Source organism: Enterobacter sp. YSU (genome assembly GCF_016082135.1).
Taxonomy (GTDB): Bacteria; Pseudomonadota; Gammaproteobacteria; order Enterobacterales; family Enterobacteriaceae; genus Enterobacter; species Enterobacter hormaechei_C.
Map to the genome: position 1 here is coordinate 941,022 of NZ_CP059487.1, position 25,900 is coordinate 966,921.

25 protein-coding genes and 1 pseudogene are annotated in these 25,900 nt (G+C 55.7%); 9 read left to right on the forward strand and 17 right to left on the reverse strand.

What is annotated here, in order from left to right:
• Nucleotides 1–19 precede the first annotated feature (19 nt).
• Nucleotides 20–1,027: a LacI family DNA-binding transcriptional regulator gene (locus H2Z33_RS04545; protein ID WP_063135031.1), complete on the reverse strand. Its 1,008-nt coding sequence runs from the start codon at nt 1,025–1,027 to the stop codon at nt 20–22.
• Nucleotides 1,028–1,214: 187 nt separating this feature from the next.
• Between H2Z33_RS04545 and H2Z33_RS04550 the strand changes: the two genes are divergently transcribed.
• The 5 genes from H2Z33_RS04550 to H2Z33_RS04570 are packed head-to-tail and all read left to right on the forward strand — an operon-like array spanning nt 1,215 to nt 5,519.
• A complete protein-coding gene (locus H2Z33_RS04550) occupies nt 1,215–2,957 on the forward strand; it encodes a class I mannose-6-phosphate isomerase (protein WP_017694537.1) in 1,743 nt (580 codons plus the stop codon).
• Between the two features lie 2 nt (nt 2,958–2,959).
• Nucleotides 2,960–3,388 (forward strand): PTS sugar transporter subunit IIA, encoded by a 429-nt coding sequence (locus H2Z33_RS04555; protein WP_063135030.1) that lies wholly within the window; start codon nt 2,960–2,962, stop codon nt 3,386–3,388.
• 10 nt (nt 3,389–3,398) lie between these two features.
• The gene (locus tag H2Z33_RS04560) at nt 3,399–3,893 is read left to right on the forward strand and encodes a PTS system mannose/fructose/N-acetylgalactosamine-transporter subunit IIB (RefSeq protein ID WP_015572639.1); all 495 of its coding nucleotides are present in this window, start codon (nt 3,399–3,401) and stop codon (nt 3,891–3,893) included.
• Between the two features lie 10 nt (nt 3,894–3,903).
• Nucleotides 3,904–4,701 carry a PTS mannose/fructose/sorbose/N-acetylgalactosamine transporter subunit IIC gene (locus H2Z33_RS04565; RefSeq protein WP_015572638.1) on the forward strand — a complete coding sequence of 266 codons (798 nt, stop codon included), beginning with the start codon at nt 3,904–3,906 and terminating at the stop codon, nt 4,699–4,701.
• Nucleotides 4,701–5,519 carry a PTS system mannose/fructose/sorbose family transporter subunit IID gene (locus H2Z33_RS04570; protein WP_015572637.1) on the forward strand — a complete coding sequence of 273 codons (819 nt, stop codon included), beginning with the start codon at nt 4,701–4,703 and terminating at the stop codon, nt 5,517–5,519. The genes H2Z33_RS04565 and H2Z33_RS04570 overlap by 1 nt, the downstream gene beginning before the upstream one ends.
• A 27-nt stretch (nt 5,520–5,546) precedes the next feature.
• On the opposite strand, the gene H2Z33_RS04575 is transcribed toward H2Z33_RS04570, so the two are convergent.
• The 8 genes and pseudogenes from H2Z33_RS04575 to H2Z33_RS23370 all read right to left on the reverse strand — a co-directional run.
• Nucleotides 5,547–6,317 (reverse strand): glucose-6-phosphate isomerase family protein, encoded by a 771-nt coding sequence (locus H2Z33_RS04575; protein WP_063135029.1) that lies wholly within the window; start codon nt 6,315–6,317, stop codon nt 5,547–5,549.
• Nucleotides 6,310–6,864: a glucose-6-phosphate isomerase family protein gene (locus H2Z33_RS04580; RefSeq protein ID WP_032652534.1), complete on the reverse strand. Its 555-nt coding sequence runs from the start codon at nt 6,862–6,864 to the stop codon at nt 6,310–6,312. The genes H2Z33_RS04575 and H2Z33_RS04580 overlap by 8 nt, the downstream gene beginning before the upstream one ends.
• A 156-nt stretch (nt 6,865–7,020) precedes the next feature.
• Nucleotides 7,021–7,971 (reverse strand): 4-hydroxy-3-methylbut-2-enyl diphosphate reductase, encoded by a 951-nt coding sequence (gene ispH / locus H2Z33_RS04585; protein ID WP_017383814.1) that lies wholly within the window; start codon nt 7,969–7,971, stop codon nt 7,021–7,023.
• A gap of 1 nt (nt 7,972) precedes the next feature.
• On the reverse strand, nt 7,973–8,422 hold the full coding sequence (gene fkpB / locus H2Z33_RS04590) for an FKBP-type peptidyl-prolyl cis-trans isomerase (protein ID WP_015572634.1): 450 nt from the start codon (nt 8,420–8,422) through the stop codon (nt 7,973–7,975).
• Between the two features lie 116 nt (nt 8,423–8,538).
• Nucleotides 8,539–9,039, reverse strand: a complete 501-nt coding sequence (gene lspA / locus H2Z33_RS04595; protein WP_063135028.1) for a signal peptidase II — start codon at nt 9,037–9,039, stop codon at nt 8,539–8,541.
• Nucleotides 9,039–11,855 carry an isoleucine--tRNA ligase gene (gene ileS, locus H2Z33_RS04600; protein WP_063135027.1) on the reverse strand — a complete coding sequence of 939 codons (2,817 nt, stop codon included), beginning with the start codon at nt 11,853–11,855 and terminating at the stop codon, nt 9,039–9,041. The genes lspA and ileS overlap by 1 nt, the downstream gene beginning before the upstream one ends.
• A gap of 45 nt (nt 11,856–11,900) precedes the next feature.
• Nucleotides 11,901–12,827, reverse strand: coding sequence for a bifunctional riboflavin kinase/FAD synthetase (gene ribF, locus H2Z33_RS04605; protein WP_003856456.1), 927 nt, complete (start codon nt 12,825–12,827; stop codon nt 11,901–11,903).
• 7 nt (nt 12,828–12,834) lie between these two features.
• A pseudogene (locus H2Z33_RS23370) lies at nt 12,835–13,040 on the reverse strand (DUF2575 domain-containing protein); the annotation flags it as partial.
• Nucleotides 13,041–13,155: 115 nt separating this feature from the next.
• Between H2Z33_RS23370 and rpsT the strand changes: the two are divergent.
• On the forward strand, nt 13,156–13,419 hold the full coding sequence (rpsT, locus tag H2Z33_RS04610; RefSeq protein ID WP_003856458.1) for a 30S ribosomal protein S20: 264 nt from the start codon (nt 13,156–13,158) through the stop codon (nt 13,417–13,419).
• A 58-nt stretch (nt 13,420–13,477) separates the two neighbouring features.
• Here rpsT and nhaR read toward each other — a convergent pair whose 3' ends face one another.
• The 4 genes from nhaR to dnaK form a co-directional block, all read right to left on the reverse strand.
• Nucleotides 13,478–14,377, reverse strand: a complete 900-nt coding sequence (gene nhaR / locus H2Z33_RS04615) for a transcriptional activator NhaR (protein ID WP_003856462.1) — start codon at nt 14,375–14,377, stop codon at nt 13,478–13,480.
• A gap of 58 nt (nt 14,378–14,435) precedes the next feature.
• On the reverse strand, nt 14,436–15,611 hold the full coding sequence (nhaA, locus tag H2Z33_RS04620; protein WP_033486732.1) for a Na+/H+ antiporter NhaA: 1,176 nt from the start codon (nt 15,609–15,611) through the stop codon (nt 14,436–14,438).
• Between the two features lie 172 nt (nt 15,612–15,783).
• Nucleotides 15,784–16,929, reverse strand: a complete 1,146-nt coding sequence (dnaJ, locus tag H2Z33_RS04625; protein WP_014830600.1) for a molecular chaperone DnaJ — start codon at nt 16,927–16,929, stop codon at nt 15,784–15,786.
• A gap of 87 nt (nt 16,930–17,016) precedes the next feature.
• Nucleotides 17,017–18,930, reverse strand: coding sequence for a molecular chaperone DnaK (gene dnaK, locus H2Z33_RS04630; protein ID WP_006810169.1), 1,914 nt, complete (start codon nt 18,928–18,930; stop codon nt 17,017–17,019).
• A gap of 296 nt (nt 18,931–19,226) precedes the next feature.
• On the opposite strand from dnaK, the gene satP reads away from it, so the two are divergent.
• A complete protein-coding gene (gene satP, locus H2Z33_RS04635) occupies nt 19,227–19,793 on the forward strand; it encodes an acetate uptake transporter (RefSeq protein WP_003856474.1) in 567 nt (188 codons plus the stop codon).
• On the opposite strand, the gene H2Z33_RS04640 is transcribed toward satP, so the two are convergent.
• The 3 genes from H2Z33_RS04640 to tal form a co-directional block, all read right to left on the reverse strand.
• Nucleotides 19,770–21,092, reverse strand: a complete 1,323-nt coding sequence (locus tag H2Z33_RS04640) for an MFS transporter (RefSeq protein WP_033486730.1) — start codon at nt 21,090–21,092, stop codon at nt 19,770–19,772. The two genes, satP and H2Z33_RS04640, sit on opposite strands and share 24 nt — an antisense overlap.
• A 122-nt stretch (nt 21,093–21,214) precedes the next feature.
• Nucleotides 21,215–21,802, reverse strand: coding sequence for a molybdopterin adenylyltransferase (gene mog / locus H2Z33_RS04645; protein WP_003856479.1), 588 nt, complete (start codon nt 21,800–21,802; stop codon nt 21,215–21,217).
• Between the two features lie 110 nt (nt 21,803–21,912).
• On the reverse strand, nt 21,913–22,866 hold the full coding sequence (tal, locus tag H2Z33_RS04650) for a transaldolase (RefSeq protein WP_003856481.1): 954 nt from the start codon (nt 22,864–22,866) through the stop codon (nt 21,913–21,915).
• Nucleotides 22,867–23,128: 262 nt separating this feature from the next.
• Here tal and H2Z33_RS04655 point away from each other — a divergent pair, with 262 nt between their 5' ends.
• Nucleotides 23,129–24,562 (forward strand): alanine/glycine:cation symporter family protein, encoded by a 1,434-nt coding sequence (locus H2Z33_RS04655; protein WP_047637710.1) that lies wholly within the window; start codon nt 23,129–23,131, stop codon nt 24,560–24,562.
• A 66-nt stretch (nt 24,563–24,628) separates the two neighbouring features.
• Nucleotides 24,629–25,402 carry a peroxide stress protein YaaA gene (gene yaaA, locus H2Z33_RS04660; protein WP_047637712.1) on the forward strand — a complete coding sequence of 258 codons (774 nt, stop codon included), beginning with the start codon at nt 24,629–24,631 and terminating at the stop codon, nt 25,400–25,402.
• 32 nt (nt 25,403–25,434) lie between these two features.
• Here the strand turns inward: yaaA and H2Z33_RS04665 are convergent, their stop codons facing one another.
• The gene (locus H2Z33_RS04665; protein WP_063135025.1) at nt 25,435–25,722 is read right to left on the reverse strand and encodes a DUF2502 domain-containing protein; all 288 of its coding nucleotides are present in this window, start codon (nt 25,720–25,722) and stop codon (nt 25,435–25,437) included.
• Between the last annotated feature and the right edge of the window lie 178 nt (nt 25,723–25,900).

A 25,900-nucleotide genomic window follows, 5' to 3' on the forward strand; every position in this document is an offset into this window, starting at 1 on the left:
TCAGTGAAAGACATGATCGTCAGCGAAAACCACATGATTCCCGCACCACCAGCGCAGGCGGCAGAATGATGCGTTTGGCGGGTTCGTCGTTGCCCTGTATGCGGCTGTAAAGTAACTCCCCTGCCTTACGACCAATCTCTTTCGCCGCCACCGATACGGTGGTCAATGCGGGCTGCACCAGAGCCGCTTCGGTAATATCATCGAAACCGACCAGCGCAAAATCACGTCCCGGCTCACGGCCCATCTTGCGTAAGCTTTGCATCACCCCCAGCGCCACAACATCCTGATAGCAAATTGCCGCACTGATGTGTGGATGCTCGAGAAGTAACGCCTCTGCCACGCGCGCGCCGTCGCTTTGGCTGGCGTGAGAGGTTCTGATCCAGGCAGGATTCGGCGTCACGCCGTACTCCAGCAGCTTGCTGGTAAAGCCCCCGATACGCTGCGCCCGAGAGCCCGAATTCTGGCTCCCTCCAATGAACGCAATGTGCCGATGGCCCATTCTGAGCAGATGCTCCGTCGCCATCTGCGTGCCTAAGAAGTTATCCGTTCCGACAAAATCAAAATCCGGATCGTTCAGCGGTCGCACAACCATGATAGCCGGAATATTGCGCCGCTTCAGACCCTCAAAAAAGGCCTGGGGCGTTTCCCGAGCCGCACACAGCACCATACCGCCGACGTTATTACGCATCAGTGAATCAACAAATTTTTGCTGTCGCTCTGCCGATTCCTCGCTATTCGCCAGAAAAAGCATCAGCTCGTGGCGCTCCATTTCATGACTTAGCCCTGCCGTCATCTCGCTGTAAAAAGGGTTGGTGATATCGTGCAAGAGCAGCCCGACCTGGTTACTGCTGCGGTTACGTAAATTGGCTGCCGTCTGGTTATAGACATAGCCGGATTCATCCAGCGCCTTAAGCACACGTTCGCGCGTGCTTTGCGAAATGCGGCCTTTGTTGCAGAGCAACATCGAGACCGTCGCCGTTGACACGCCGGCGCGTTTCGCGACATCGGCCAGTGTAATTCCCGTCATGTTGTCTCCTTCATCATCACTACAGGTTAATCGAATAACCTGTTTTTTGCATTTTTCCCTGTGAGACTCTTCACATTACCGCTGTTGTTCTGGATTCGATTCGCATTTATGGCGGGTTAATCGCGTTAACCACTCTTCTCAAATACGGTTAATCGAATAACCTTAAATAACGATTACGGAGGATACAATGACAACCTACGACAAATTCCCCACGGTGGCGATACAGGGTTTTGATGACAGCGCCTGGCAAGGCTGGGAAGCAATAACCCGCGTTCTTGAGTCAAAAACCCAACAGCGCAGCCGCACGGTGCTGGTGATTGACTGCTATCCGGGCGTGCGCATGACCGAGCTTGAAGAGAACGTGCTGCCGCGTCTACGCCCGACGCTGGCGATCAATGCTGAACAGGCGCGACGGGATGAGTGTGCCATTCATGAGATGCTGGCACGCAACCTCACAGACGATCGCGTCTTTGGCGTTCTCTCCTGCCACCAGCTTGGAGAGTTTTTCGATCCCGCGCGTCTGGAGGCGTTGCAGGTTCGGGTGAGCCAGTGTTCTGGGGGGCTGATTGTGATCTACGGTCCCGGTGCGACGCTTGTCCATCCGGGTGATGTGCTGGTGTATGCCGATCTGCCGCGCTGGGAGATCCAGCAGCGTATGCGCCGGGGTGAGACTGGGAACTGGGGCGCAGATAATCAGCAGGAAGATATGCTTCGTCGCTACAAGCGCGCCTTTTTTGTCGAATGGCGCGTCTTCGATCGCCACAAAACACCGCTGCTCAGGCGCACCGATTTTTTACTGGATACAACCCAGACGAACCAGCCCGCGATGGTCAGCGGCGAGGCCCTGCGAGCCGGGCTGAAGCAAACTACCACCCAGCCTTTCCGCGTGGCGCCCTTTTTCGATCCTGGCGTCTGGGGCGGCCAGTGGATGAAACAGCAATTCGATCTCGATCCCTCTGCACCCAATTACGCGTGGTGTTTTGACTGCGTGCCCGAGGAGAACAGCCTGTTACTGCGTTTTGGCGCAGTGCGGATCGAGATCCCCTCTCAGGATCTGGTTTTGCTTGAGCCCCGTGCTCTGCTGGGCGAGAAAGTTCACGCACGTTTCGGCGCGGAATTCCCGATCCGTTTTGACTTCCTCGACACCATGGGTGGCCAGAATCTGAGCTTCCAGGTCCACCCCATTACCGAGTACATCCAGCAGCAGTTTGGGATGCACTATACCCAGGATGAGAGTTATTACATTCTGGAAGCGGAGCCGGGTGCCGTCGTCTATCTGGGGACCAAAACCGGCACAGACCCTGAGGCCATGATGGACGATCTCAGGCGCGCGGGTCGCGGTGAAAAACCGTTTGATGACGACCGCTTCGTTAATCAGATTCCGGCAAAAAAGCACGATCATTTCCTGATCCCGGCTGGGACGGTGCACTGCTCCGGCGCGGGAACCATGGTGCTGGAGATCAGCGCTACGCCGTATATTTTCACCTTCAAACTGTGGGACTGGGGCCGCCTGGGCCTGGACGGGCTGCCGCGCCCGGTACACCTGGAGCACGGTGAAAAGGTGATCGACTGGCAGCGCGACGCGCAGTGGGTTCATCAGCATCTGGTGAATCAGTTCGAACCTGTCGCGGAAGGAAACGGCTGGCGTGAAGAGCGTACTGGCCTGCACGAGCGTGAATTTATCGAAACCCGCCGCCACTGGTTTAGCGAACCCGTTTTGCACCACACCGGCGGCGGCGTGAACGTGCTGAATCTGGTAGAGGGCGACGAAGCAATTGTCGACAGCCCAACCGGTGCATTTGAGCCGTTTACCGTCCATTACGCCGAAACCTTCATCATTCCGGCAAGCGTAGGTGACTATCGCATTTCACCTTCAGCCCGTGCTTCCGGACACCCCCTCGCGACTATCAAAGCCTGGGTAAGGAGCTAACGATGATTCATTTTATTGTCGCCACTCATGGGCCGTTAGCCGCCGCGCTGCTGGAGAGCGGCCGGATGGTATACGGCGAGCTCCCCGGCGTACACGCCATTTGTCTGACCGAACAGGCGGGAATAGAGGGCTTCCGGCAGGATTTCATCTCCACACTGGAAGCGGCAAGCGTCAACGCTGACGGCGTGCTGGTGCTGTGCGACATGCAAAGCGGCACGCCGTGGAACGTGGCCTGTGAGGCCGCGCTTAACCCACATACGCAGCCGCCGGTCGCCGTGGTGGCTGGAGTCAACTTCCCGATGCTACTGCAAACCGATGAGGTGAGGATGGCTCGCGATGTTCATCAGGCTGCCGGGCAGCTTATCGAACTTACTCTGCCGACGCTGGTACAGGCGAAACCGGCAGATACTGCACAGACAGACGATTTTTAAGGAGCCGCATATGAGTATTTCTTTTGTACGCATTGACGATCGCGTGATCCACGGGCAGCTCATTACACGCTGGGCCAGGGAGCTGCCCTGCGACGGCATCGTTGCCATTGACGATGCCGTTGCGGCCGATCCGCTGTTATCGTCGGTCATGAAAGGAGCCGTATCAGATACTAAAGTGTGGCTGTTCGATACGGCAACCGCGATCGAAAAACTGCCAAAAGTGATTGCCAGCGAAAAGCGCTATTTCGTGATTGGCAAATCTCCACTCACGCTACAGCGCATTGAGCAGGCGGGCATTAGCCTGAAAAACAGCAATGGAAAAATTAACGTGGGCCCGATGAGCGCCCGGGCTAACACGATCACCATCGGCCCGAATCAATCGGTAACCCAGGATGAAGCGGCGGCGTTCGAGTGGCTGACCGGGCAGGGACACGCGATTGAATTCCGCCTGGTTCCCGATGCCAGTTTTTATACCTGGCAGGATGCCAGACAAAAGCTGAAATAAGGAGCGGATCATGATTATCGAAGCGGCTTTAATTGGCCTGCTGTGTTATCTGGGCGCACTCAGTAGTCCGTGGCTTTTAGGGCTGACGGGCGGCTGGTATCTCATCTCCCGACCGCTCATTTCCGGGATGCTGGTTGGCCTGATCCTGGGCGATATCAAAACCGGGATTATGATTGGCGTAGCGGTGCAGGCGGTGTATATCGCAATGGTGACACCCGGCGGCTCGATGCCAGCAGATTTAAACTTTGTGGCTTATCCGGCCATTGCACTGGGAATACTTTCCGGCAAAGGACCTGAGGTTGCCGTCGCGCTGGCGGCGACTATTGGGATCGCCGGAACCATTCTCTTCAATGCGATGATGGTGCTGAACTCCTTCTGGAACCATCGTGCGGATGTGGCGCTGGAGAACGGCGACGAGCGCGGGATCTACCTCAACAGCGCCATCTGGCCGCAGGCGATGAATTTTGTGCTGCGCTTTGTGCCTACCTTTATCGCCGTCTTTTTTGGCGCACAGTACATTAGCGGGTTTATGGACAGCCTGCCGCACATCGTCCTCTCCACCATGAATGTGCTGGGCGGCATCTTGCCCGCCGTCGGTATTGCCATCCTGCTTAAGCAGATCATCAAAAGCTATACCATGCTCATCTACTTTCTGGTGGGCTTCGTTTGCATCGTTTTCCTGAAACTCAATATGGTCGCGCTGGTGATCGTGGGCGCCCTGCTGGCACTGATTCATTACAACTATAAACCCGAGGCACCGCAGGCCGTGGCTTCAGCACCTGTCCCTGACGACGAGGATGAATTCTGATGGAAGAACGTAAACTCACCCGCAAGGATCTGCGCCGCTGCTGGCGAGCGTGGATGATGCACAACCTCTCCTCAATGAGCTTTGAACGCCTTGAATCCTTCGGCTTTTGCCTGAGCATGCTGCCGGTCGCAAAAAAGCTCTATCCCGACCCGGTACAACGTACCGAGATGCTGCGCCGTCACGCGTCGTTCTACAACACGGAGCCACAGATTGGCGCGATCGTTAACGGTATGGCGCTGGGGCTGGAGGAGAAAAAAGCCAACGGCGAGCCGATTGACGGTGAAACCATAAATACCCTGAAGGTAGGCCTGATGGGGCCAATTGCCGGGATCGGCGATTCGATGATCCCCGGCATGCTGATCCCGATCCTGCTTAGCATTGGGATGGCGCTGGCGGCAGGCGGAAATATCCTCGGTCCACTGTTTTATACCGTTGCCTGGCTGGCCATCATTATCCCTGGCTCCTGGTTCCTGTTTCTCAAAGGCTACCAGATGGGATCAGGCTCCGTGGAGATGCTGGTCAGCAGCAAATCTACCCGGCTACGGGAAGCGCTCTCGCTACTGGGCGTATTTGTCATGGGCGGCGTGGCGGCCAGCTACGTGAAGCTCGGCACCGGGCTGGAGTTCATCACCCGGGACGGGGTTAACATTCACGTTCAGCAGATGCTGGACGGTATTTTCCCGCAGCTGCTTCCGCTGGCGGTGGTGCTGGGGACCTGGTATCTGATGGCAAAACGCGGCGTGTCGCCGGTAAAAGCCATGATATTGCTGCTTATACTGGCAGCGCTTGGCGTGGCGTCCGGTTTGTTTGCAGGATAAGAAAACCGGGGCAATGCCCCGGCTTCTTTATGGATGGAAGTTATTCCACAGTTCTGCGACTTTATCCGGACGCGAAACAAACTGGAACCGTGCGGGGTCATCAATAAACTGCTGATAAACAGGCGCATCAGTAATGCCAAATTCCGGATAACTTCTCGGCGTAATCATCTGCAAGCGCCCTGGTCTGTAGTGACTGTTATGCTGCCAGACAATATGATTACCCTGAACTAAGGGATACCAGGCCAGACCTTTTCGCGCACGAACGGCCTCATACTCAAAGCCATATTCCCGATCGCACCACGCACCAAACGTCAGCGGCTCATTGGGCGAGGCCGAAATCGTCGCATGGCCCCATCCGGGAGGGACCAGTACCTTTTCACCCGGCCCCGCGAGTACCGCAAAACAACGTCCCGGATCGTCGTCCACATACTCCTGCATGTAGATAATCGCTTTACCCTGCCAGATTTCGTACAGCTCAGGGGGCGACCATCCGCTGTGCTGGCTAATACGGTGAACATGTCCCTGGCTGCGGACCGGCTCATCGCCAAGCGTGCCTGCCGCGTAGGTGACCACACCAAAAAGCAGCATGCGTTTTTCGAGCTCCGGCCTGTCCGCCAGACGCGCCACGTCCATCGCGATGGCATATACCTGTTCAGGCCCTTCGCAGTCCGGATTGCGCAGCGACGGGCGGATCTGATCCAGCGTTCTGATCTCCGGCATCGGCCCGGTAACATCCTCTCCGTAGCAAAAACCGAGCGGCTGACGGTTGATGGTCATATCAAGGCCATAGTTAGCCATGGCGCACCTCGTAACCTTCCCCGGAGGCAAAGATCCGCAGGGTGAAGCCCTCTGCCAGCGCCGCATAGTCGTGTCCCGCAATGCTCGGCCAGACGGCAAGGGAGGATAGCGTCTCGTTGCCAGTGTTAATCAAACGATGCGCTGTAAAAGGAGGAATAATATGCACGGAGCCAGCCGTCACCTGCTCAAGCCGCGCGTCGCCCGCCTCCGTTTGCAGCAGCAACAAGCCACATCCGCGCAGGCCAAAATAGACCTCCCCCTGTTCGCGGCGCTGATGAAAATGACCGCGAGTCATAAAGAACTCATCGCCCACGTTACCCGCACGCAGGTGAGTTACCCCAACGAAGAGTGCCCCTTCCCCTACGGGCGAGCCCAGTACGTCTACGTCATACACACTTTTTTGAGGATTGCCGCACTTCCACGCCTCGCCGTCTGCGAAGATCCCAGGAAGATCCGCAAGACGAGTCGTTTTGCGGATAAGCGGCCCGCCGGCTAGCGCGCCGGTAGCCCACGTCAACTGAGGTGGCATAAAGATGTCTGAATTCATATCGCTCTCCGGCCCGAGGAGAACAGCAATATCATGATGGCAGATTAAACGATTAACCTAGTGATAAAAGCGTCAATATTGATGGTGAATCACAGTTAACCAGAAACAAAAATGCCGGAGGCTTTCGCCACCGGCATTTTGAAGATTGAGAGGACATTATTCCACTTCGCGGGCGTCGATTCGCAGCTCTTTCGGCACTTCGAAGACAATGTTCTCTTCACGGCCTTCCAGCGGCACCGCTTCGCCACCGCCCAGCTCTTGCAGGCGGGCAATGACGTTTTGCACCAGGATATCCGGCGCTGAAGCGCCTGCGGTAACACCGACACAGGCCGCGTTTTTCACCCACGCTTCCTGAATGTCCGTTGCGTCGTCGATCAGAAAAGCTGCTTTCCCCATACGCTGCGCCAGTTCGGCCAGTCGGTTGGAGTTAGAGGAGTTTTTCGAGCCGACCACCAGCACCACATCCGCCTGTTCAGCCAGGGCGCGTACGGCTTCCTGACGGTTGGTGGTTGCATAGCAGATATCATCTTTGCGCGGCCCGACGATTTTCGGGAAGCGCTGGCGCAGGGCGTCAATCACGTCTGAGGTGTCGTCTACGGAAAGCGTCGTCTGGGTCATAAACGACAGACGGGCTTCGTTTTTCACGTCCAGCGTAAAGACATCTTCCGGTGATTCGACCAGGTACATGCCCCCTTCCGGGTTGCTGTACTGGCCCATGGTGCCTTCAACTTCCGGGTGACCGGCGTGACCAATCAGAATTGACTCTTCACCACGACGGCTGGCGCGCGCCACTTCCATATGCACTTTTGTCACTAACGGACAGGTGGCATCGAATACGGTCAGATCGCGGCTTTTCGCCTCGTTGCGTACCGCCTGAGAGACGCCGTGCGCGGAGAAGATGAGTATTGCGCCGTCCGGCACTTCGCTGATCTGCTCGATAAAAATCGCACCGCGCTCGCGCAGGCTGTCGACCACGTAACGGTTGTGCACCACTTCGTGACGCACGTAAATCGGCGCGCCGTAAATCTCCAGCGCGTTTTCAACAATGCTGATAGCGCGGTCTACACCGGCGCAGAAGCCGCGCGGGTTAGCCAACAGGATCTGCATTTTACTCCTCCAGTGCCGGATCGATCTCCAGCACTTCGACATCAAAATGAACGGTACGCCCGGCAAGCGGATGGTTGAAATCGACGGTGATAGAATCGCCGTTGATTTCTCGGATCACGCCAGGCATTTCGCTGCCGTCCATAGCGGTAAAGAGCATAATCGCCCCGATTTCTGGTTCACCCGCATCCATAAACTCACGGCGCGAGAAATACTGGATCAGGTCCGGGCTTGGCACGCCAAATGCCGCATCCGGCTCCAGCGAAAACGCTTTTTTCTCGCCCTCTTTCAGACCCAGAAGCTGCTGCTCAAGGCCTTCAGACAGGGAGGTGTCACCCAGACGAAACAGCGCCGGTTTGCCATTGTTGCGGGTGGATTCGGCCGTGGAGCCGTCATCCAGCTTCAGCGTGAAATGAACGAGAACCGCGCTGTTGCTCTGTACGGATTTAGACATGCAAATTGCTCGCTTGTTTTGGGTCACCTGTTGCCCGGTGGCGCTACGCTTACCGGGCCTACGGGGGCCACAAATTCTGTAGGCCGGGATCGCTACGCGTCACCCGGCTGGTTTTGTTACGCCTGCTCTTTCGCGGCCGGTTTAGGCAAGAAGCCTTCCAGCACGATTAACGCCGCACCAACGCATATTGCGCTATCGGCGAGGTTAAAGGTCGCGAAATGCCAGTCGCCGACGTAGAAATCGATCATATCGACCACAAAGCCGTGCCACAGGCGGTCAAACAGGTTACCCAGCGCGCCGCCAATGATCAGCGCGTAGGCGATGTTATTCAGCTTTTGCGTGGCCTTTGAGCGGTACATCAGCACCGCCAGCACGACGCAGATACCGATAGCGATACCCGCGAAGAACCAGCGCTGCCAGCCACCGCTGTCGGCAAGGAAACTAAACGCCGCACCATAGTTGCGGGCATAGTGCAGGTTAAGCGACGGAAACAGCGGGACCGTATCCCCCAGAGCGAAATTCTGGAGGATCAGGAACTTGCTGCCCAAATCAATAATCAGCACCACCACCACCAGCCACAGCCAGTGCAGTCCTGTTGAACAGAGAGTTTTACTCATCAGGCAAACTTACGTTTTTCGCCGTCACCGGCGACGTTGCTTACACAGCGTCCGCAGATGTCTGCGTGTTCCGCCACCTGGCCAACATCGGTGGTGTAATGCCAGCAACGCGGGCATTTCTCACCTTCGGCTTTGCTCAGTGCGACCTTCAGTCCTTTGAGCAGTTCACTCTGCTGAGCATCAGCAGTAGCTTCGGCATAATCCGCAACTTTCGCACCGGAGGTCAACAGGACAAATCGTAATTCATCGCCCAGCGCGGTCAGTTTGGCCGCCAGCTCCGGTTCGGCGTACAGGGTCACCGTCGCTTCCAGAGAGCCACCGACTTTCTTGTCCGCACGCGCCTGCTCGATAACCTTGTTCACTTCGCCGCGCACTTTCAGCAGCTCGTCCCAGAAGGCATCGTTCATTGCTTCAGTGCTGGAGAGGTCGAACAGACCTTCGTACCACTCGCCGGTGAAGACATACTTCTCGCGGTCGCCCGGCAGGTAACCCCAGATTTCATCCGCGGTGAAGGACATGATCGGCGCCATCCAGCGTACCAGCGCCTCTGCGATGTGGAACAGCGCAGTCTGGCAGCTACGACGCGCCACGCTGTCCGCTTTCGCGGTGTACTGGCGGTCTTTGATGATGTCGAGGTAGAACGAGCCCATCTCGATGGAGCAGAAGCGCATCAGGCGCTGCACCACTTCGTGGAAGTCGTAAGACTCATAGGCTTTAAGAATATCTTCCTGCGCCGCTTTCGCGCAGCCTACCGCCCAGCGATCGAGCACAACCATCTCTTCCGGCTTCACCATGTCTTTCACCGGATCGAACCCGTTCAGGTTCGCCAGCAGGAAGCGCGCGGTGTTACGAATACGACGATAGCTGTCAGCAGCACGTTTCAGGATCTCATCAGAGACCGCCATTTCGCCGGTGTAGTCGGTAGAGGCCACCCACAGACGCAGAATGTCCGCGCCCAGTTTGTTCATCACGTCCTGCGGAGAAACGGTGTTACCGATAGATTTGGACATCTTACGGCCCTGACCATCCACGGTGAAGCCGTGGGTCAATACCTGGCGGTAAGGTGCTTTACCCTTCATGGCGGTGGAGATCATCAGCGATGACATGAACCAGCCGCGGTGTTGGTCAGACCCTTCCAGATACATATCGGCAGCGTGACCAGCAAACTCCGGACGCACGTCAACCACGGAGGAGTGGGTAGACCCGGAGTCGAACCACACGTCCAGGGTATCCGGCACTTTCTCGTAGCTGTCTGCGTCAGCGCCCAGGATGTCGCGGGCGTCGAGATCCCACCACGCCTGAATGCCGTCAACTTCGACGCGCTTCGCCACTTCTTCCATAAGTTCCAGCGTGTTCGGGTGCAGCTCCTGCGTCTCTTTATGTACGAACAGAGACATCGGCACGCCCCAGGTGCGCTGACGGGAGATACACCAGTCAGGACGGTTAGCCACCATGGATTCGATTCGCGCCTGGCCCCAGTCAGGGATCCACTGCACGCCTTTGATCTCTTTCAGAGACTGCGCGCGCAGGCCTTTCTGATCCATGCTGATGAACCACTGCGGGGTCGCACGGAAGATGATCGGGGTCTTGTGACGCCAGCAGCACGGATAGCTGTGCTGCATTTTCTCAACGTGCAGCAGCGCGCCGCTGGTGCGCAGCATATCAACGATGATGTCGTTAGCTTTAAAGACGTTGATGCCGTCCAGCGCCGGGTACGTGCCTGGCAGGTAAGAGCCGTCCGGACCAACCGGGTTAGCGATTTCCAGACCATATTTCAGGCTGATGTTGTAGTCGTCAGGACCGTGGCCACCGGCGGTATGCACCGCACCGGTACCCGCGTCCAGCGTGACGTGGTCGCCCAGAATCGCCGGAACGTCGAAGTCCAGGAACGGGTGTTTGAAGCGCATCAGTTCCAGCGCGTCGCCTTTTACGGTGCCCAGCACGGTGTAATCGGTGATGTTCGCGCGTTTCAGCACGCTTTCGACCAGGTCTTTCGCCAGGATAACCGCACGGCCATCAATCTGCACCAGCGCATACTCAAACTCGCCAGAGAGGGAGATCGCGCGGTTAGCAGGCAGCGTCCACGGGGTGGTGGTCCAGATCACCAGAGAGATCGGGCCGCTTACGCCAGGCAGACCAAATTTAGCTTTGATCGCATCCTGATCGACCGCTTCGAAGGCCACGTCGATAGAAGGCGAGGTTTTGTCGTAATACTCCACTTCCGCTTCTGCCAGCGCAGAGCGGCAGTCGACGCACCAGTGCACCGGCTTCGCGCCTTTGTGCAGGTGACCGTTGCCGATGATTTTACCCAGCGCTCGGATGATGTTGGCTTCGGTTTTGAAGTCCATGGTCAGGTACGGATGCGACCAGTCACCCAGCACGCCCAGACGGATGAAGTCAGCGCGCTGACCGTCAACCTGGGTGGCAGCGTATTCGCGGCATTTCGCGCGGAATTCTGCGGCGGTGAACTTCTCACCCGGCTTACCGTACTCTTGCTCAACTTTCAGCTCGATCGGCAGACCATGGCAGTCCCAGCCCGGAACGTAAGGCGAGTCATATCCCGCGAGTCCTTTGGACTTCACGATAATGTCTTTCAGAATCTTGTTTACAGAGTGACCAATATGAATGCTGCCATTCGCATATGGAGGGCCATCATGCAGAATGAAGGTTTTTTTGCCTTTTTTGGCTGCACGAATGATGCCGTACAGGTCATCATCGGTCCAACGCGCCAGCATTCCCGGTTCACGCTTGGCGAGATCGCCGCGCATCGGGAACCCTGTTTCCGGCAAATTCAGGGTTGATTTATAGTCACTCATCAGATTCTCGGTTCCGTATTTATCACGTAGGCAGTTAAGCCGGTTCTAAAGCCCAAAAAACTCGCGGGCCGTTAATTCATCTCGCGCGATTTGCGCCTTAAGTTCATCCAGCGAAGCGAATCGCTGTTCATTGCGTATTTTTTTACGCAGTATCACATCTATATGGCGACCATACAGGTCCATTACAACGTCCAGCAGGTGTACTTCTAACTGTTGACGCACACCGGCAACCGTTGGACGTGTGCCAATGTTGGCGACGCCGTAGAAAGGCTTCTCGCCCAGTCCTGCCACTTCCACCGCATAGACCCCTTTAACCGGGGAGACCTGACGACGCAGCGGTATATTCGCCGTCGGGAAACCTATCGTGCGGCCCAGCGCATCGCCATGGACCACGCGACCTGAAATTGTGAACGGGTGACCCAGCAGCGTTTCTGCCGTGTCCAGTTCATCATTCGCCAGCGCCTGACGTACCGCCGTGCTGCTTACGCGCACGCCGCCCTCACAGAAGGTCATCGTGCTGGTGACGTCAAACCCGTACTCCAGGCCAGCCTTCTGTAATAACAAGAAATCGCCCTGACGACCAGCGCCAAAGCGGAAATCATCGCCCACGGCGAGAAACTGCACGCCAAGCTGCCTGACCAACAGGTCGCTGACAAAATTTTGTGCGGTCAGCGCGGCAAAACGACGGTCGAACCGTACGCACAGGACGTAGTCCACCCCTGACTCCGCCAGGTAGCGTAACTTCTCGCGCAGACGCGTCAGCCGCGCGGGGGATTTCTCGCCTGCAAACAGCTCCAGCGGCTGAGGCTCGAAAATCATCACCACGACGGGCAGGCCTCGCGCCTCGCCTTCTTTACGCAATCCCTGCAACAGCGCCTGATGCCCACGATGCACGCCGTCGAAATTACCAATGGTCAGCACGCACCCGTGCGGGGCTTGACTGAGATTATGTATGCCGCGTATCAGCTTCATGACTGGCTCAAAACAGTGAAAATCGCCAAAGTATACCTTGTACAGCGGTTAAGGTTAACCGGCGATTGTTCACGCTAAACAGAAAGCCGTATGATTTCATCACGCTGACCTTTCGCAGCAAAAAAATCTGTCCGCGAACTGCGATTTTTACGCCGAAAAGCTGTATTCACGAACGACAAGCTGGTAGAATCCTGCGCCATCACTACGTAACGTAGCGTCGCCACATTAACGGCGCTTATTTGCACAAATCCATTGACAAAAGAAGGTATAGAGGGCATATTCCTCGGCCTTTGAATTGTCCACATAGATCATATTTGGGAGTTGGACCTTGGCTAATATCAAATCAGCTAAGAAACGTGCCGTTCAGTCTGAAAAGGCTCGTAAGCACAATGCAAGCCGTCGCTCTATGATGCGTACTTTCATCAAGAAAGTATACGCAGCTATCGAAGCTGGCGACAAAGCTGCAGCGCAGAACGCATTTAACGAAATGCAACCAATCGTGGATCGTCAGGCTGCTAAAGGTCTGATCCACAAAAACAAAGCAGCGCGTCATAAAGCAAACCTGACCGCGCAGATCAACAAACTGGCTTAATCGCCACTTGTTGTTGCTTGTTTGAAAGAACCCGCTTAACGCGGGTTTTTTTATGTCTTCAGATTGCCGGCGGCGTAAAAAGCGCCGAATAGTCGCGATTGCAGATTCGCTGCACCGCCGGGTGCTGAATCATCCTTTCGGCGAATATGGCGTGATACTCTTCCATCACGTTATCCACCCTGCCGATCTCGGTTATTTTGTCGTCTGAATAGAGATCGTGCGCGTACAGCGTCGGAGCAACGAAGATAGCGTTATGCGCTTCGCCAAAGGCTTTCATCAGCGCCGCATCGTCGAACTCACCGAGAATTTCTACGTTCAGCCCCTGCGAGTTAAACCAGTTCAGCAGCTTCCGTCCGAGCATGGACCTCCGACCCGGCACCAGCAAGCGGCGCTCTTCCAGGCAGGCAGGAAACGGTTTTTCCGGTGGCGGATTGATGCACCAGAAACTGACGCCGCATTCGCCAATTTTCACCGAGAACAAGCCTTCCTGCTGCGTGGAATCGATAGGGCAATCCGAAATAATCATATCCAGCTTATGCTGGCTCAGCTGTTCCAGCAGCATCTCGTGAGTGGACTCAAAGCAGCGTAAATGGATCTGTTCATCTTCCACCACCGCCGCATCCAGCACGCCACTCACCAGCCGTTTGGACAGCGCATCCGCCACCCCCACGTCAAAAAGCAGGTTAGACTCTTTGCGGTAGTTGACGATATCCAGCATCTCCTGGCTCAGGGTGAACATCTTGTCCGCATAGCGGAATACCAGTTCACCCAGCTCGCTCGGCTCAATGCCACGCCCTTTCCGCTTAAAAAGCTTTCCCTGCAAGCGCTCTTCCAGGGCTTTGATTTGCCCGGTGATAGTCTGTGGCGTCAGGTAGAGCGCCTCTGCGGCACCCACGACCGAGCCCTGCTTGTAGACATGCCAGAAGTAATAGAGATGGTTATAGTTCAAATGAGACATCACGTTTTCACTCCCTGATAGTTTATCGGGAGAAGGCTTCCCTTCTCCCGGTTTCCTGTTATGCCTGGACAGCCTGTCCGGACAATTTCACCTTCAACAAGGTATAACCAATGACTGCGGCCAGTAATGACCCGATGAGAATGCCGAGTTTTGCCCAGACGATAAGCTCAGGCGCGTTTGCGCCAAACGCCAGCGTCGAGATAAAGATCGACATGGTGAATCCAATACCGCACAGCACGCCGACGGCCATAATCTGGCTAAAGGTGGTCCCGTTTGGCAATGACGCCAGCTTCAGCTTCAGCGCCAGCCAGCAGAACAGGCTGATACCCAGCGGCTTACCGATAAACAGACCGGCGATGATACCCAGCGGCAGCACGGAGGTGAGTCCGTCCATGGTAACCCCGGCCAGGGAAACTCCCGCGTTGGCAAACGCAAACAGCGGCAGGATCATAAAGCCCACCCACGGATGAAGCACATGCTCCAGCTGTCTGGCTGGCGATTTGCCGTCCTGCTCCTTCAGCGGAATAAAGAAGCCAACGATGACGCCCGCCAGCGTGGCATGCACGCCAGACTTCAGCACCGCCGTCCACAGCACCATGCCCACCAGAATATAAATACCCGTACGTCGGACGTTGAAGACGTTCAGCAAGGCCAGCACCACAATAGCCACGGCCGCCACGCTCAGCGACAGAACCGACAGATCGCTGGTGTAGAACAGCGCGATAATCACGATAGCGCCCAGATCATCGATAATCGCCAGCGCCATCAGGAAAATTTTCAGTGCTACCGGGACGCGGCTACCGAGCAAGGCTAAGACCCCGAGCGCAAACGCGATATCCGTTGCAGCCGGGATCGCCCAGCCGTCACGCGCAACCGGATCCTGCCACGCAAACGCGAGAAAGAGCAACGCCGGAACGATCATCCCGCCAATCGCCGCGATCACCGGAAACGCCGCGCGCTGACGGCTGGCAAGCGAACCGATCACCAGCTCACGTTTAACCTCCAGACCCACCAGCAGGAAGAACACCGCCATCAGCGCATCGTTGATCCACAGCAGCATGTTCTTGTTAATTTCCAGCGCCCCGACTTTCAGCTCGACGGGCGTTTCCAGAAATGCGTGATAGAGATCGCGCGTCATGCCCATATTGGCGAGCAGCATAGCGGCCGCAGCAGCAATAATCAGGATGACGCCGCCGGATGCCTCACTGCTAAAGAAACGGTGTAGTAATTTCACGTTTAAACTCTCTTTTACAACAATACCTCGGTAAAACCATAATATCAGCGCAAACAGATCGGTAAAAACAGATTAATATTGGGTATATATTCAGTTTAACCGAGGAATAACGCTATAAACAAAAAGCCCGGAATTGCTTCCGGGCTTTAAAGGATAGTAACCAGCTAGCGGGTTAGCGGGTTAAATCGTCGAAGAATTTTTTGACGCCATCGAAGAAGCTTTTGGAGCGCGGACTGTTTTTCTCACCCGTCGGGCCACCAAAACTCTCCTGAAGCTCTTTCAGCAGCTGTTTCTGCTTATCGTTCAGGCCGACCGGCGTTTCCACGACCACGCGGCATAACAGGTCACCCTGCGCGCCACCGCGAACGGATTTAACGCCTTTGCCGCGCATGCGGAACAGCTTCCCGGTCTGGGTTTCGCCGGGGATTTTCAGGTTAACGCGACCGTCCAGCGTCGGCACTTCGATTTCGCCACCCAGCGCCGCCATCGCAAAGTTGATCGGCACTTCACAGTACAGGTTGTTACCTTCACGCTCGAAGATGGCGTGCTGCTTCACCTGAACCTGAACGTACAGATCGCCTGCCGGTGCGCCGTGCTCGCCGGCTTCACCCTCACCTGCCAGACGGATGCGGTCGCCCGTATCCACGCCTGCCGGGATCTTAACGGACAGCGTTTTGGTTTTCTCCACGCGACCGTGACCGTGGCATTTGGTGCACGGATCTTTAATCAGCGTACCGCGACCATGACAGTGCGGACAGGCCTGCTGCACCGCGAAGAAGCCCTGGCGCATCTGCACCTGACCGGAACCGTGACAGGTTGGGCAGGTCTGTGGCTGAGTCCCCGCTTTCGCGCCGCTGCCGTGGCAAACGTCACACTCTTCCAGCGTCGGAATACGGATCTCTTTGGTGACGCCGCGAACCGCTTCTTCAAGCGTCAGCTCCATGTTGTAGCGCAGGTCTGCGCCGCGCGCCGCGCGCTGACGACCACGTCCGCCGCCGAAGATATCGCCAAATACATCACCAAAGATATCGCTGAAATCAGCGCCGCCGCCGAAGCCGCCGCCACCAAATCCACCGCCGCCCATGCCGCCCTGTTCAAAGGCCGCGTGACCGTACTGATCATAGGCCGCACGTTTTTGTGCATCGGTCAGGACTTCGTAGGCTTCTTTAATCTCTTTAAATTTGGCTTCAGCCTCTTTGTCACCCTGATTACGGTCAGGGTGGAATTTCATGGCCAGGCGCTTATACGCCTTTTTGATTTCACGCTCTTCCGCAGTTTTCGGAACGCCTAAAATCTCGTAATAGTCTTGCTTTGCCATTGGTTTTTTTAAGCCCCTTAACATGCGAGCACGGGCGTGGAGAATTCTCCTACGCCCGTGCCGATTACTTACCCTGCATCAGGGCGATTATTTTTTGTCTTTCACTTCTTCGAACTCAGCGTCGACAACATCGTCGTCTTTCGCGTTGTTCTGGGAAGCATCAGCGCCCGCCTGCTGCTGTGCGTGCTGCTGCTGAGCGATTTCCATCAGCTTCTGAGAAACCTGTGCCAGCTCCTGCATCTTCGCTTCGATGTCCGCTTTGTCTTCGCCTTTCAGAGACGTTTCCAGCGCGCTCAGTGCAGTTTCGATCGCAGTTTTGTCTTCCGCTGGCAGTTTATCGCCCGCTTCTTCAACCTGCTTACGGGTGCTGTGCAGCAGATGGTCACCCTGGTTACGGGTCTGAACCAGCTCTTCGAACTTACGGTCGGATTCCGCGTTAGCTTCGGCATCACGAACCATTTTTTCGATTTCCGCTTCGTTCAGGCCAGAAGATGCCTTGATGGTAATCTTCTGCTCTTTACCGCTATTTTTGTCTTTCGCAGACACATGCAGGATACCGTCAGCATCGATGTCGAAGGTGACTTCGATCTGTGGCATGCCGCGTGGTGCCGGGTTAATACCGTCCAGGTTGAACTGACCCAGAGATTTGTTATCCGCCGCGCGCTTACGCTCACCCTGAATCACATGGATGGTTACCGCAGACTGGTTGTCTTCAGCGGTAGAGAACACCTGGCTGTGTTTCGTCGGGATAGTGGTGTTTTTGTTGATGAGCGGAGTCATCACGCCACCCATGGTTTCGATACCCAGAGACAGCGGGGTAACGTCCAGCAGCAGTACGTCTTTTACTTCACCCGTCAGAACACCACCCTGAACCGCAGCACCGATAGCAACCGCTTCGTCCGGGTTCACGTCTTTACGTGGCTCTTTACCAAAGAACTCAGCCACTTTCTTCTGAACCATTGGCATACGAGTCTGACCACCTACCAGGATAACGTCCTGAATGTCAGACACGGACAGGCCAGCGTCCTGCAATGCAACTTTCAGTGGCTCAATAGAACGGTTCACCAGGTCTTCTACCAGGCTTTCCAGTTTCGCACGGGTCACTTTGATGTTCATGTGTTTTGGACCGGTCGCGTCTGCGGTGATGTACGGCAGGTTCACGTCGGTCTGCTGAGCGGAAGACAGCTCGATCTTCGCTTTCTCAGCGGCTTCTTTCAGTCGCTGCATGGCCAGCGGGTCGTTACGCAGGTCAATGCCCTGATCTTTCTTGAACTCGTCAACGAGGTAGTTGATCAGACGGGTATCGAAGTCTTCACCACCCAGGTGGGTATCACCATTGGTTGCCAGAACTTCGAAGGTTTTTTCGCCGTCAACGTCGTCGATTTCGATAATAGAGATATCGAAGGTACCACCACCCAGGTCGTAAACCGCGATAGTACGGTTGCCAACTTCTTTATCCAGACCGTAAGCCAGTGCTGCTGCGGTTGGTTCGTTGATGATACGTTTTACTTCCAGACCTGCGATACGGCCAGCATCTTTGGTTGCCTGACGCTGAGCATCGTTGAAGTAAGCAGGTACGGTGATAACAGCTTCAGTTACCGGTTCACCCAGGTAATCTTCCGCGGTTTTCTTCATTTTCTTCAGCACTTCAGCAGAGATCTGCGGAGGTGCCGTTTTGGTGCCTTTCACATCAAGCCATGCATCGCCGTTATCGGCTGCGATGATTTTGTAAGGCATGATGGAAACGTCACGCTGAACTTCTTCGTCCTGGAAGCGGCGGCCAATCAGGCGTTTGATCGCAAACAGGGTGTTTTGCGGGTTTGTCACGGCCTGACGTTTAGCCGGCTGACCAACCAGAGTTTCACCATCCTGGGTATAAGCAATGATAGAAGGCGTGGTGCGATCGCCCTCGGCGTTCTCCAGCACACGTGCAGTAGTGCCATCCATAATCGCTACACAAGAGTTGGTAGTACCCAGGTCGATACCAATAATTTTACCCATCTAAACGTCTCCACTAAAAATTCAGTCAACATGTGGTTGTGTACCTGTAATAAGGGCAGAACGTGCTTTTTCAACTGCCCAGATTTGATTTTTTTCAGGTCCACACACTGCGGTTGCTTACAAGATGGGGTCACAACGGCATCCATCAAGGGGGAACGATAAAAAATTTTTTAATTTCCCCCCGGTGAGATCATAGACGGCGTCGATGCCGCCCATTATGATGCCGCGCCCCGTCAGGTAGAACTGGCGCGGGTTTAACCATTTCACCATATTAATGATGATTTTTTTGAGGACTTATGGGCAACACTAAGTTGGCTAATCCGGCTCCGCTGGGCCTGATGGGTTTTGGCATGACCACCATTCTGCTGAACCTGCACAATATCGGGATGTTCCCGATGGACGGCATTATCCTGGCGATGGGCATTTTTTACGGCGGTATCGCACAGATCTTTGCGGGCCTGCTGGAATATAAGAAAGGCAACACCTTCGGCTTAACCGCCTTTACCTCTTACGGTTCCTTCTGGCTGACTCTGGTCGCAATTCTGCTGATGCCTAAAATGGGCCTGGCAGAGGCGGCAAACGCCCATTTCCTGGGCGTGTACCTGGGACTGTGGGGCGTGTTCACCCTGTTCATGTTCTTCGGTACCCTTAAGGCGAACCGCGCACTGCAATTCGTCTTCCTGAGCCTGACCGTACTGTTCGCTCTGCTGGCCATCGGTCACCTGGCGGATAACGAAGGCATCGTTCACGTTGCCGGCTGGGTAGGTCTGGTTTGCGGCGCAAGCGCAATCTACCTGGCCATGGGTGAAGTGCTGAACGAGCAGTTCGACCGCACCATTCTACCGATTGGTGAAAAACACTGATCCCTCTGTCGTGCCCGCGTCGCGGGCACGACGTCCCTCTGACTGGCGAAGCCACCCCCCCAAAACCAGTCCCATCAGCGATAACGCCAGCACGTACCACGCAGGTGCAAGGGGTGACACCCCCATCAACACCGTCACCACAATCGGGGTCAGCCCACCGAAAATGGCATACGAGACATTATAAGAGAAAGAGATCCCAGTGAAGCGTACCTCCGGCGGGAAGGCGCGGACCATTACGTACGGTACGGCGCCAACGACGCCCACGCACAGCCCGACGACACCGTATAGCAGGAACAGCTGTTCAGGATGGGTGCCCGCAAGATGATAAAATGCCCAGCTCGACGCGGCCAGAAGCAAACTGCCGACAATAAAGGTCGCGCTTGCGCCGAAACGATCCGCCGCCAGCCCGGCGGCCAGACAACCAAAGCAGAGCATAATTGTCGCGATACTGTTCGCCTGTAACGTCACGGCAGGCGCAAAACCGTACTGTTTTTGCAGCCAGACCGGTGACATCAAAATGACCACCACGATCCCCGCAGACAGCAGCCAGGTCAGAAGCATCGATACCACTACCGCTTTTTTATGCCGCACTACTACGGTTTTCACCGGCAGTTCTTGCGCCAGCGCCTTCCGCTGCTGCATTTCCAGAAATATTGGCGTCTCCTGCAACCAGCGTCGCAGGTACATTGCCACCAGCCCAAACGCCCCGCCCAGCAGGAACGGTATACGCCAGCCCCAGTCGTGAACGGCCTGTTGCGTCATGCTGGTATTGATGATGGTTGCAACCACGGAGCCAAGCAGGATCCCGATCGTCAGCCCTGCGGTCAGCGTTCCGCACGCAATGCCGATGCGGCGCACCGGGACGTGCTCAGCGACAAACACCCAGGCGCCCGGCACTTCCCCGCCGATGGCCGCGCCCTGGAGAATACGCATCAGCAGCAGCAATAACGGGGCGATAATGCCCATCGACTCATAGGTAGGCAAAAGCCCAATCGCCAGCGTCGGCACGGCCATAAGCAGGATGCTGAGGGTAAACATCTTCTTGCGCCCGACCAGATCGCCAAAGTGCGCCATGACAATGCCGCCCAGCGGACGCGCCAGATAGCCGGCAGCGAAAATGCCGAAGGTTTGTACCTGACGCAGCCATTCCGGAATATCCGCCGGGAAAAACAGCGCCCCCACAACGGCGGCGAAGAAGACAAAGATGATGAAGTCGTAAAACTCCAGCGCGCCGCCCAGGGCAGCGAGCGTGAGGGTTTTGTAGTCCTGTCGATTCAGAGGTCGGGTGTTATGTGACATAGCGAACCATTGTGCATGTGTTGTGGATTATTTTTTACAGCAATCGTAAAGAAAAAATTACTATATCGTAAATCCATTTACACGCTACCGCGGCTGGCGCTAATGTCACATTTTAAAGAATTTCAGGAGATTGTTTCGCGGCGAGCGCTTTTAGGGCGAAATGCTGCTACCACGTTGCCGTCAGTTTCCACATACGGACCGTCAAGCAGTTGTATACAATACGGTACACTTGCAAAGATACCGTGGACGATAACGCTGCCGTCCTCGGCTTTTACCCCTTCCAACGTCTCTTTTATCGACTTCGGCTGCCCCGGCAGGTTCAGGATCAGCGCCTGTTTGCGGATCACCCCGACCTGACGGGAAAGAATGGCCGTCGGGACAAAGTGTAGACTGATCTGGCGCATCTGCTCACCGAAGCCAGGCATTTCACGATCGGCGATAGCCAGCGTCGCGTCCGGCGTTACATCGCGGCGCGCGGGGCCGGTTCCGCCCGTCGTCAGCACCAGGTGGCAGCTCATCTCATCCACCAGTTCACACAGGGTTTGCTCGATGATCGGCTGCTCGTCCGGGATCAGGCGAGTCTGGATCTCAAACGGGGTAGTGAGCGCGCTGCCCAGCCACGCTTCCAGAGCAGGGATGCCTTTATCCTGATAAACACCGCTGGAGGCGCGGTCAGAAATCGACACTAAGCCGATGCGTAAGGTATTCATATCCATTCCATTCAAAAAGTACTGATTAAAGGGAATGATACACGCAGAGAGAAAATTCAGACAGAGGCGGGGGAAAGACGCGTGACCGGGAACCCGGTCACGCAGAATGATTACAGCAGGTCGCCGATCATTTTTTCCAGTTTTTCCTGGTCGATAGCAAACTTACGGATACCGTCCGCCAGTTTATCTACGGCCATTGGATCCTGGTTGTGCTGCCACAGGAACTCGGACTCGGTGATGCGCTCAGGGCGTGCTTTCACTTCGCCGGTGTAGGACAGTTTACGCTCGATAGCACCTTCGCTTTCTGCCAGCTCTTTCAGCAGCGCAGGAGCGATGGTCAGGCGGTCACAGCCAGCCAGCTCGATGATTTCGCCGACGTTACGGAAGCTTGCGCCCATAACAACGGTCTCATAGCCGTGCTGTTTGTAGTATTCGTAGATTTCAGTCACTGAAATCACGCCTGGATCTTCAGACGCCGCGTACTCTTTCTTGTCGGTGTTGGCTTTGTACCAGTCCAGAATACGGCCCACGAACGGAGAAATCAGGTATACGCCAGCTTCGGCACATGCACGCGCCTGCGCGAAGGAGAACAGCAGAGTCAGGTTACAGTTGATGCCTTCTTTTTCCAGCTGCTCAGCAGCGCGGATGCCCTGCCAGGTAGACGCCAGTTTGATCAGGATACGGTCATTGCTGATGCCCGCATCGTTGTACAGTTTGATCAGGCGTTTTGCTTTTGCGATAGACGCTTCGGTGTCGTAGGACAGGCGAGCATCAACTTCGGTAGAGATACGGCCAGGAACGAGCTTCAGGATTTCCAGACCGATGTTCACTGCCAGTTTGTCAGTAGCATCCACAACCTGCTGCGCGCGGTCATTGCTCTGTGCTTTTGCCCAGGTCACCGCCTCGTCGATCAGTTTGCGATACTCAGGGATCTGCGCGGCGTTAAGGATCAGAGAAGGGTTGGTTGTGGCATCCTGCGGCTGGTACAGCTTCATTGCCGCGATATCTCCGGTGTCAGCGACGACAGTGGTGAACTGACGAAGGGAGGTCAATTTATCCGTCATGATAGTGTTTCTCTTTTAACGTGCCCTGGATAATTCACACTACCGACAGCTTGCCAGCAGCGGAAAAATGACAGGTTTACTTGTTAGGGGGATGTAACCGGTCTGCCCTGATGATAACACGAGTGAGAGGCAGCGCAACCGCAGACAGTGCGCTTAGGCAGAGTATGATAAACTCAGAATATTAACAGGCTGCTAAGTAACAGCATGCACAATCAGTGGTAGCGCTTACATATTCACTTTGGCATCAACAAGAGGGACGTTAGTGCCTGATTTCTTTTTCTTTATCAACGAAGTCCTCTGGGGTTCGATCATGATATACCTGCTTTCAGGAGCAGGTATCTGGTTTACGTGGCGCAGCGGTCTGATTCAGTTTCGCTATATCCGCAAATTTGGCAGAAGTCTGAAAAACAGCGTCACCCCACAGCCGGGCGGCCTGACCTCGTTTCAGGCGCTCTGTACCAGCCTGGCCGCGCGCGTCGGCAGCGGTAACCTGGCCGGTGTCGCGCTGGCGATCGGCGCGGGCGGTCCGGGCGCGGTATTCTGGATGTGGGTGACGGCGATTATCGGTATGGCCACCTCCTTTGCTGAATGCTCGCTTGCGCAACTCTACAAAGAAAAAGACGGCAAAGGTCAGTTTCGCGGCGGTCCCGCCTGGTATATGGCTCGCGGGCTGGGAATGCGCTGGATGGGCGTTCTGTTCTCGATCTTTTTGCTGATTGCCTATGGCCTTATTTTCAATACCGTTCAGGCAAATTCCGTCGCCCACGCGCTGCGCTTTGCCTTCAATTGTCCGGAGTGGCTGACGGGCGGCGCGCTTGCCCTTCTCACTCTGCTGACCATTGTGACCGGGCTCAAAGGGGTTGCCCGCCTGATGCAGTGGTTGGTTCCGCTGATGGCGCTGCTGTGGGTGTCCACCAGCCTGATGGTATGCGCGATACATATCGACGAGGTGCCGAACGTCATCGTCACCATTTTCCAAAGCGCGTTCGGCTGGCGCGAAGCGGCTTCCGGCGCGCTGGGTTACACCCTTAGCCAGGCACTCACTGCGGGTTTTCAGCGGGGTATGTTCTCCAACGAAGCGGGAATGGGCTCCACGCCGAATGCCGCCGCAGCGGCCGCATCCTGGCCCCCACATCCCGCCGCGCAGGGCATTGTACAGATGATTGGCGTCTTCACAGACACCATTGTTATCTGCTCCGCCAGCGCGATGATAATGCTGCTGGCCGGTGCCGCTGAACAACCGTCCGGTAGTACGGCAGGCATTCATTTGGTACAACAGGCGCTGGTCTCCCTCGTCGGCGGCTGGGGCGCGGGCCTTGTCGCACTTGTCGTGGGACTTTTTGCCTTTAGTTCCATTGCGGTGAACTATATCTATGCCGAAAACAACCTTATCTTCCTGAAAGTTGACTCGCGTCTGGCCCGCAACATCCTTCGCGCGGGCGTGCTGGCGATGGTGTTTGTAGGTTGCCTGCTCAGCATGCCGATGATCTGGCAAATAGCGGACGTCATTATGGCGCTGATGGCCATCACGAACCTGACGGCCATTTTGCTGCTTTCACCGGTTGTGGCGCTGATCGCGCGCGATTATCTGCGTCAGCGCAAGCTCGGCGTACAGCCCGTCTTTGACGCCTCACGCTATCCCGAAATCGAGTCACAAATTGCCCCTGGCACCTGGGATGATTTGCCGCGGCAATAACAGCTATCGATCAATTCAGGGCGATTTTTTGTTAAAGTCGCTCTAAATTTCCTGCAAGGACTGGATATGCTGATTCTGATTTCACCTGCCAAAACGCTCGACTACCAGAGCCCGCTCGCCACTGAGCGTTATACCCAGCCGGAATTGCTGGACTACTCGCAACAGCTGATCCACGAGGCGCGTAAGCTTTCGGCTCCGCAAATCGCTTCGCTGATGAGCATCAGCGATAAACTCGCCGACCTGAATGCCACCCGTTTTCATGAGTGGCAGCCTGACTTCACGCCCGCCAACGCCCGCCAGGCGCTGTTGGCCTTCAAAGGTGACGTCTACACTGGCCTGCAAGCAGAAACGTTTAGCGAAGCCGATTTCGATTTTGCCCAGCAGCATCTGCGCATGTTATCCGGCCTGTACGGGGTGCTGCGCCCGCTGGATCTGATGCAGCCGTATCGTCTGGAGATGGGTATCCGCCTGGAAAACGCCAAAGGCAAAGATCTGTACCAGTTCTGGGGCGATGTCATTACCGACAAGCTTAACGCGGCGCTGCAAGCCCAGGGGGACAACGTGGTGATCAACCTGGCCTCCGATGAGTACTTCAAATCGGTGAAGCCGAAGAAGCTGGATGCGGACATTATCAAGCCGATATTCCTCGACGAGAAAAACGGCAAATTTAAAGTGATCAGCTTCTACGCCAAAAAAGCGCGCGGTCTGATGAGCCGCTTCATCATTCAAAACCGCCTGACGAAGCCAGAGCAGCTCACTGGCTTTAACAGTGAAGGGTATTTTTTCGACGAGGCATCGTCAGGAAAAAACGAGCTGGTGTTTAAGCGTCACGAGCAATAAAAAGACAACCCCGCCAGCTGGCGGGGTTTGTGTTAATGGTGCTTCCGGTCCGGGCCCGGGCGGCGCTCGTCATGACGGTGGTGATCGTCACGATCGCGATGTTCATCGTGCGGACGCCAGTGGTTATCGCGCCAGTCATAGTGCGCTTTCCACCAGTCATGGTCGCGCCAGCGGCCGCCATCCCAGTAGTGCCCGTTATTATCCCGATCGCCAATTTGCAGTTTTACCGCTGGCACGAGGGTGATCTCAGCTGCCTGCACCGCCATGGGAGCGAGCAGCATCAGTGAAAGCGCGATAAGTGCAGGTTTCAGTGTAGACATAGGTGACTCCTTATTCTTCTTGCCCAACGTGGGCCGATGTAAGGAGAGTACGTGATGGGGACGGGGGATGTTATTCTCTGCAATCCTAAACGCTAAGTGACCGCATTTATTGGGAATTTCTGCTTTTTTCCTGCTGTTTTTCTCCTTAATTTCTTCACAAAAAAGCCGGGTGGCGCTG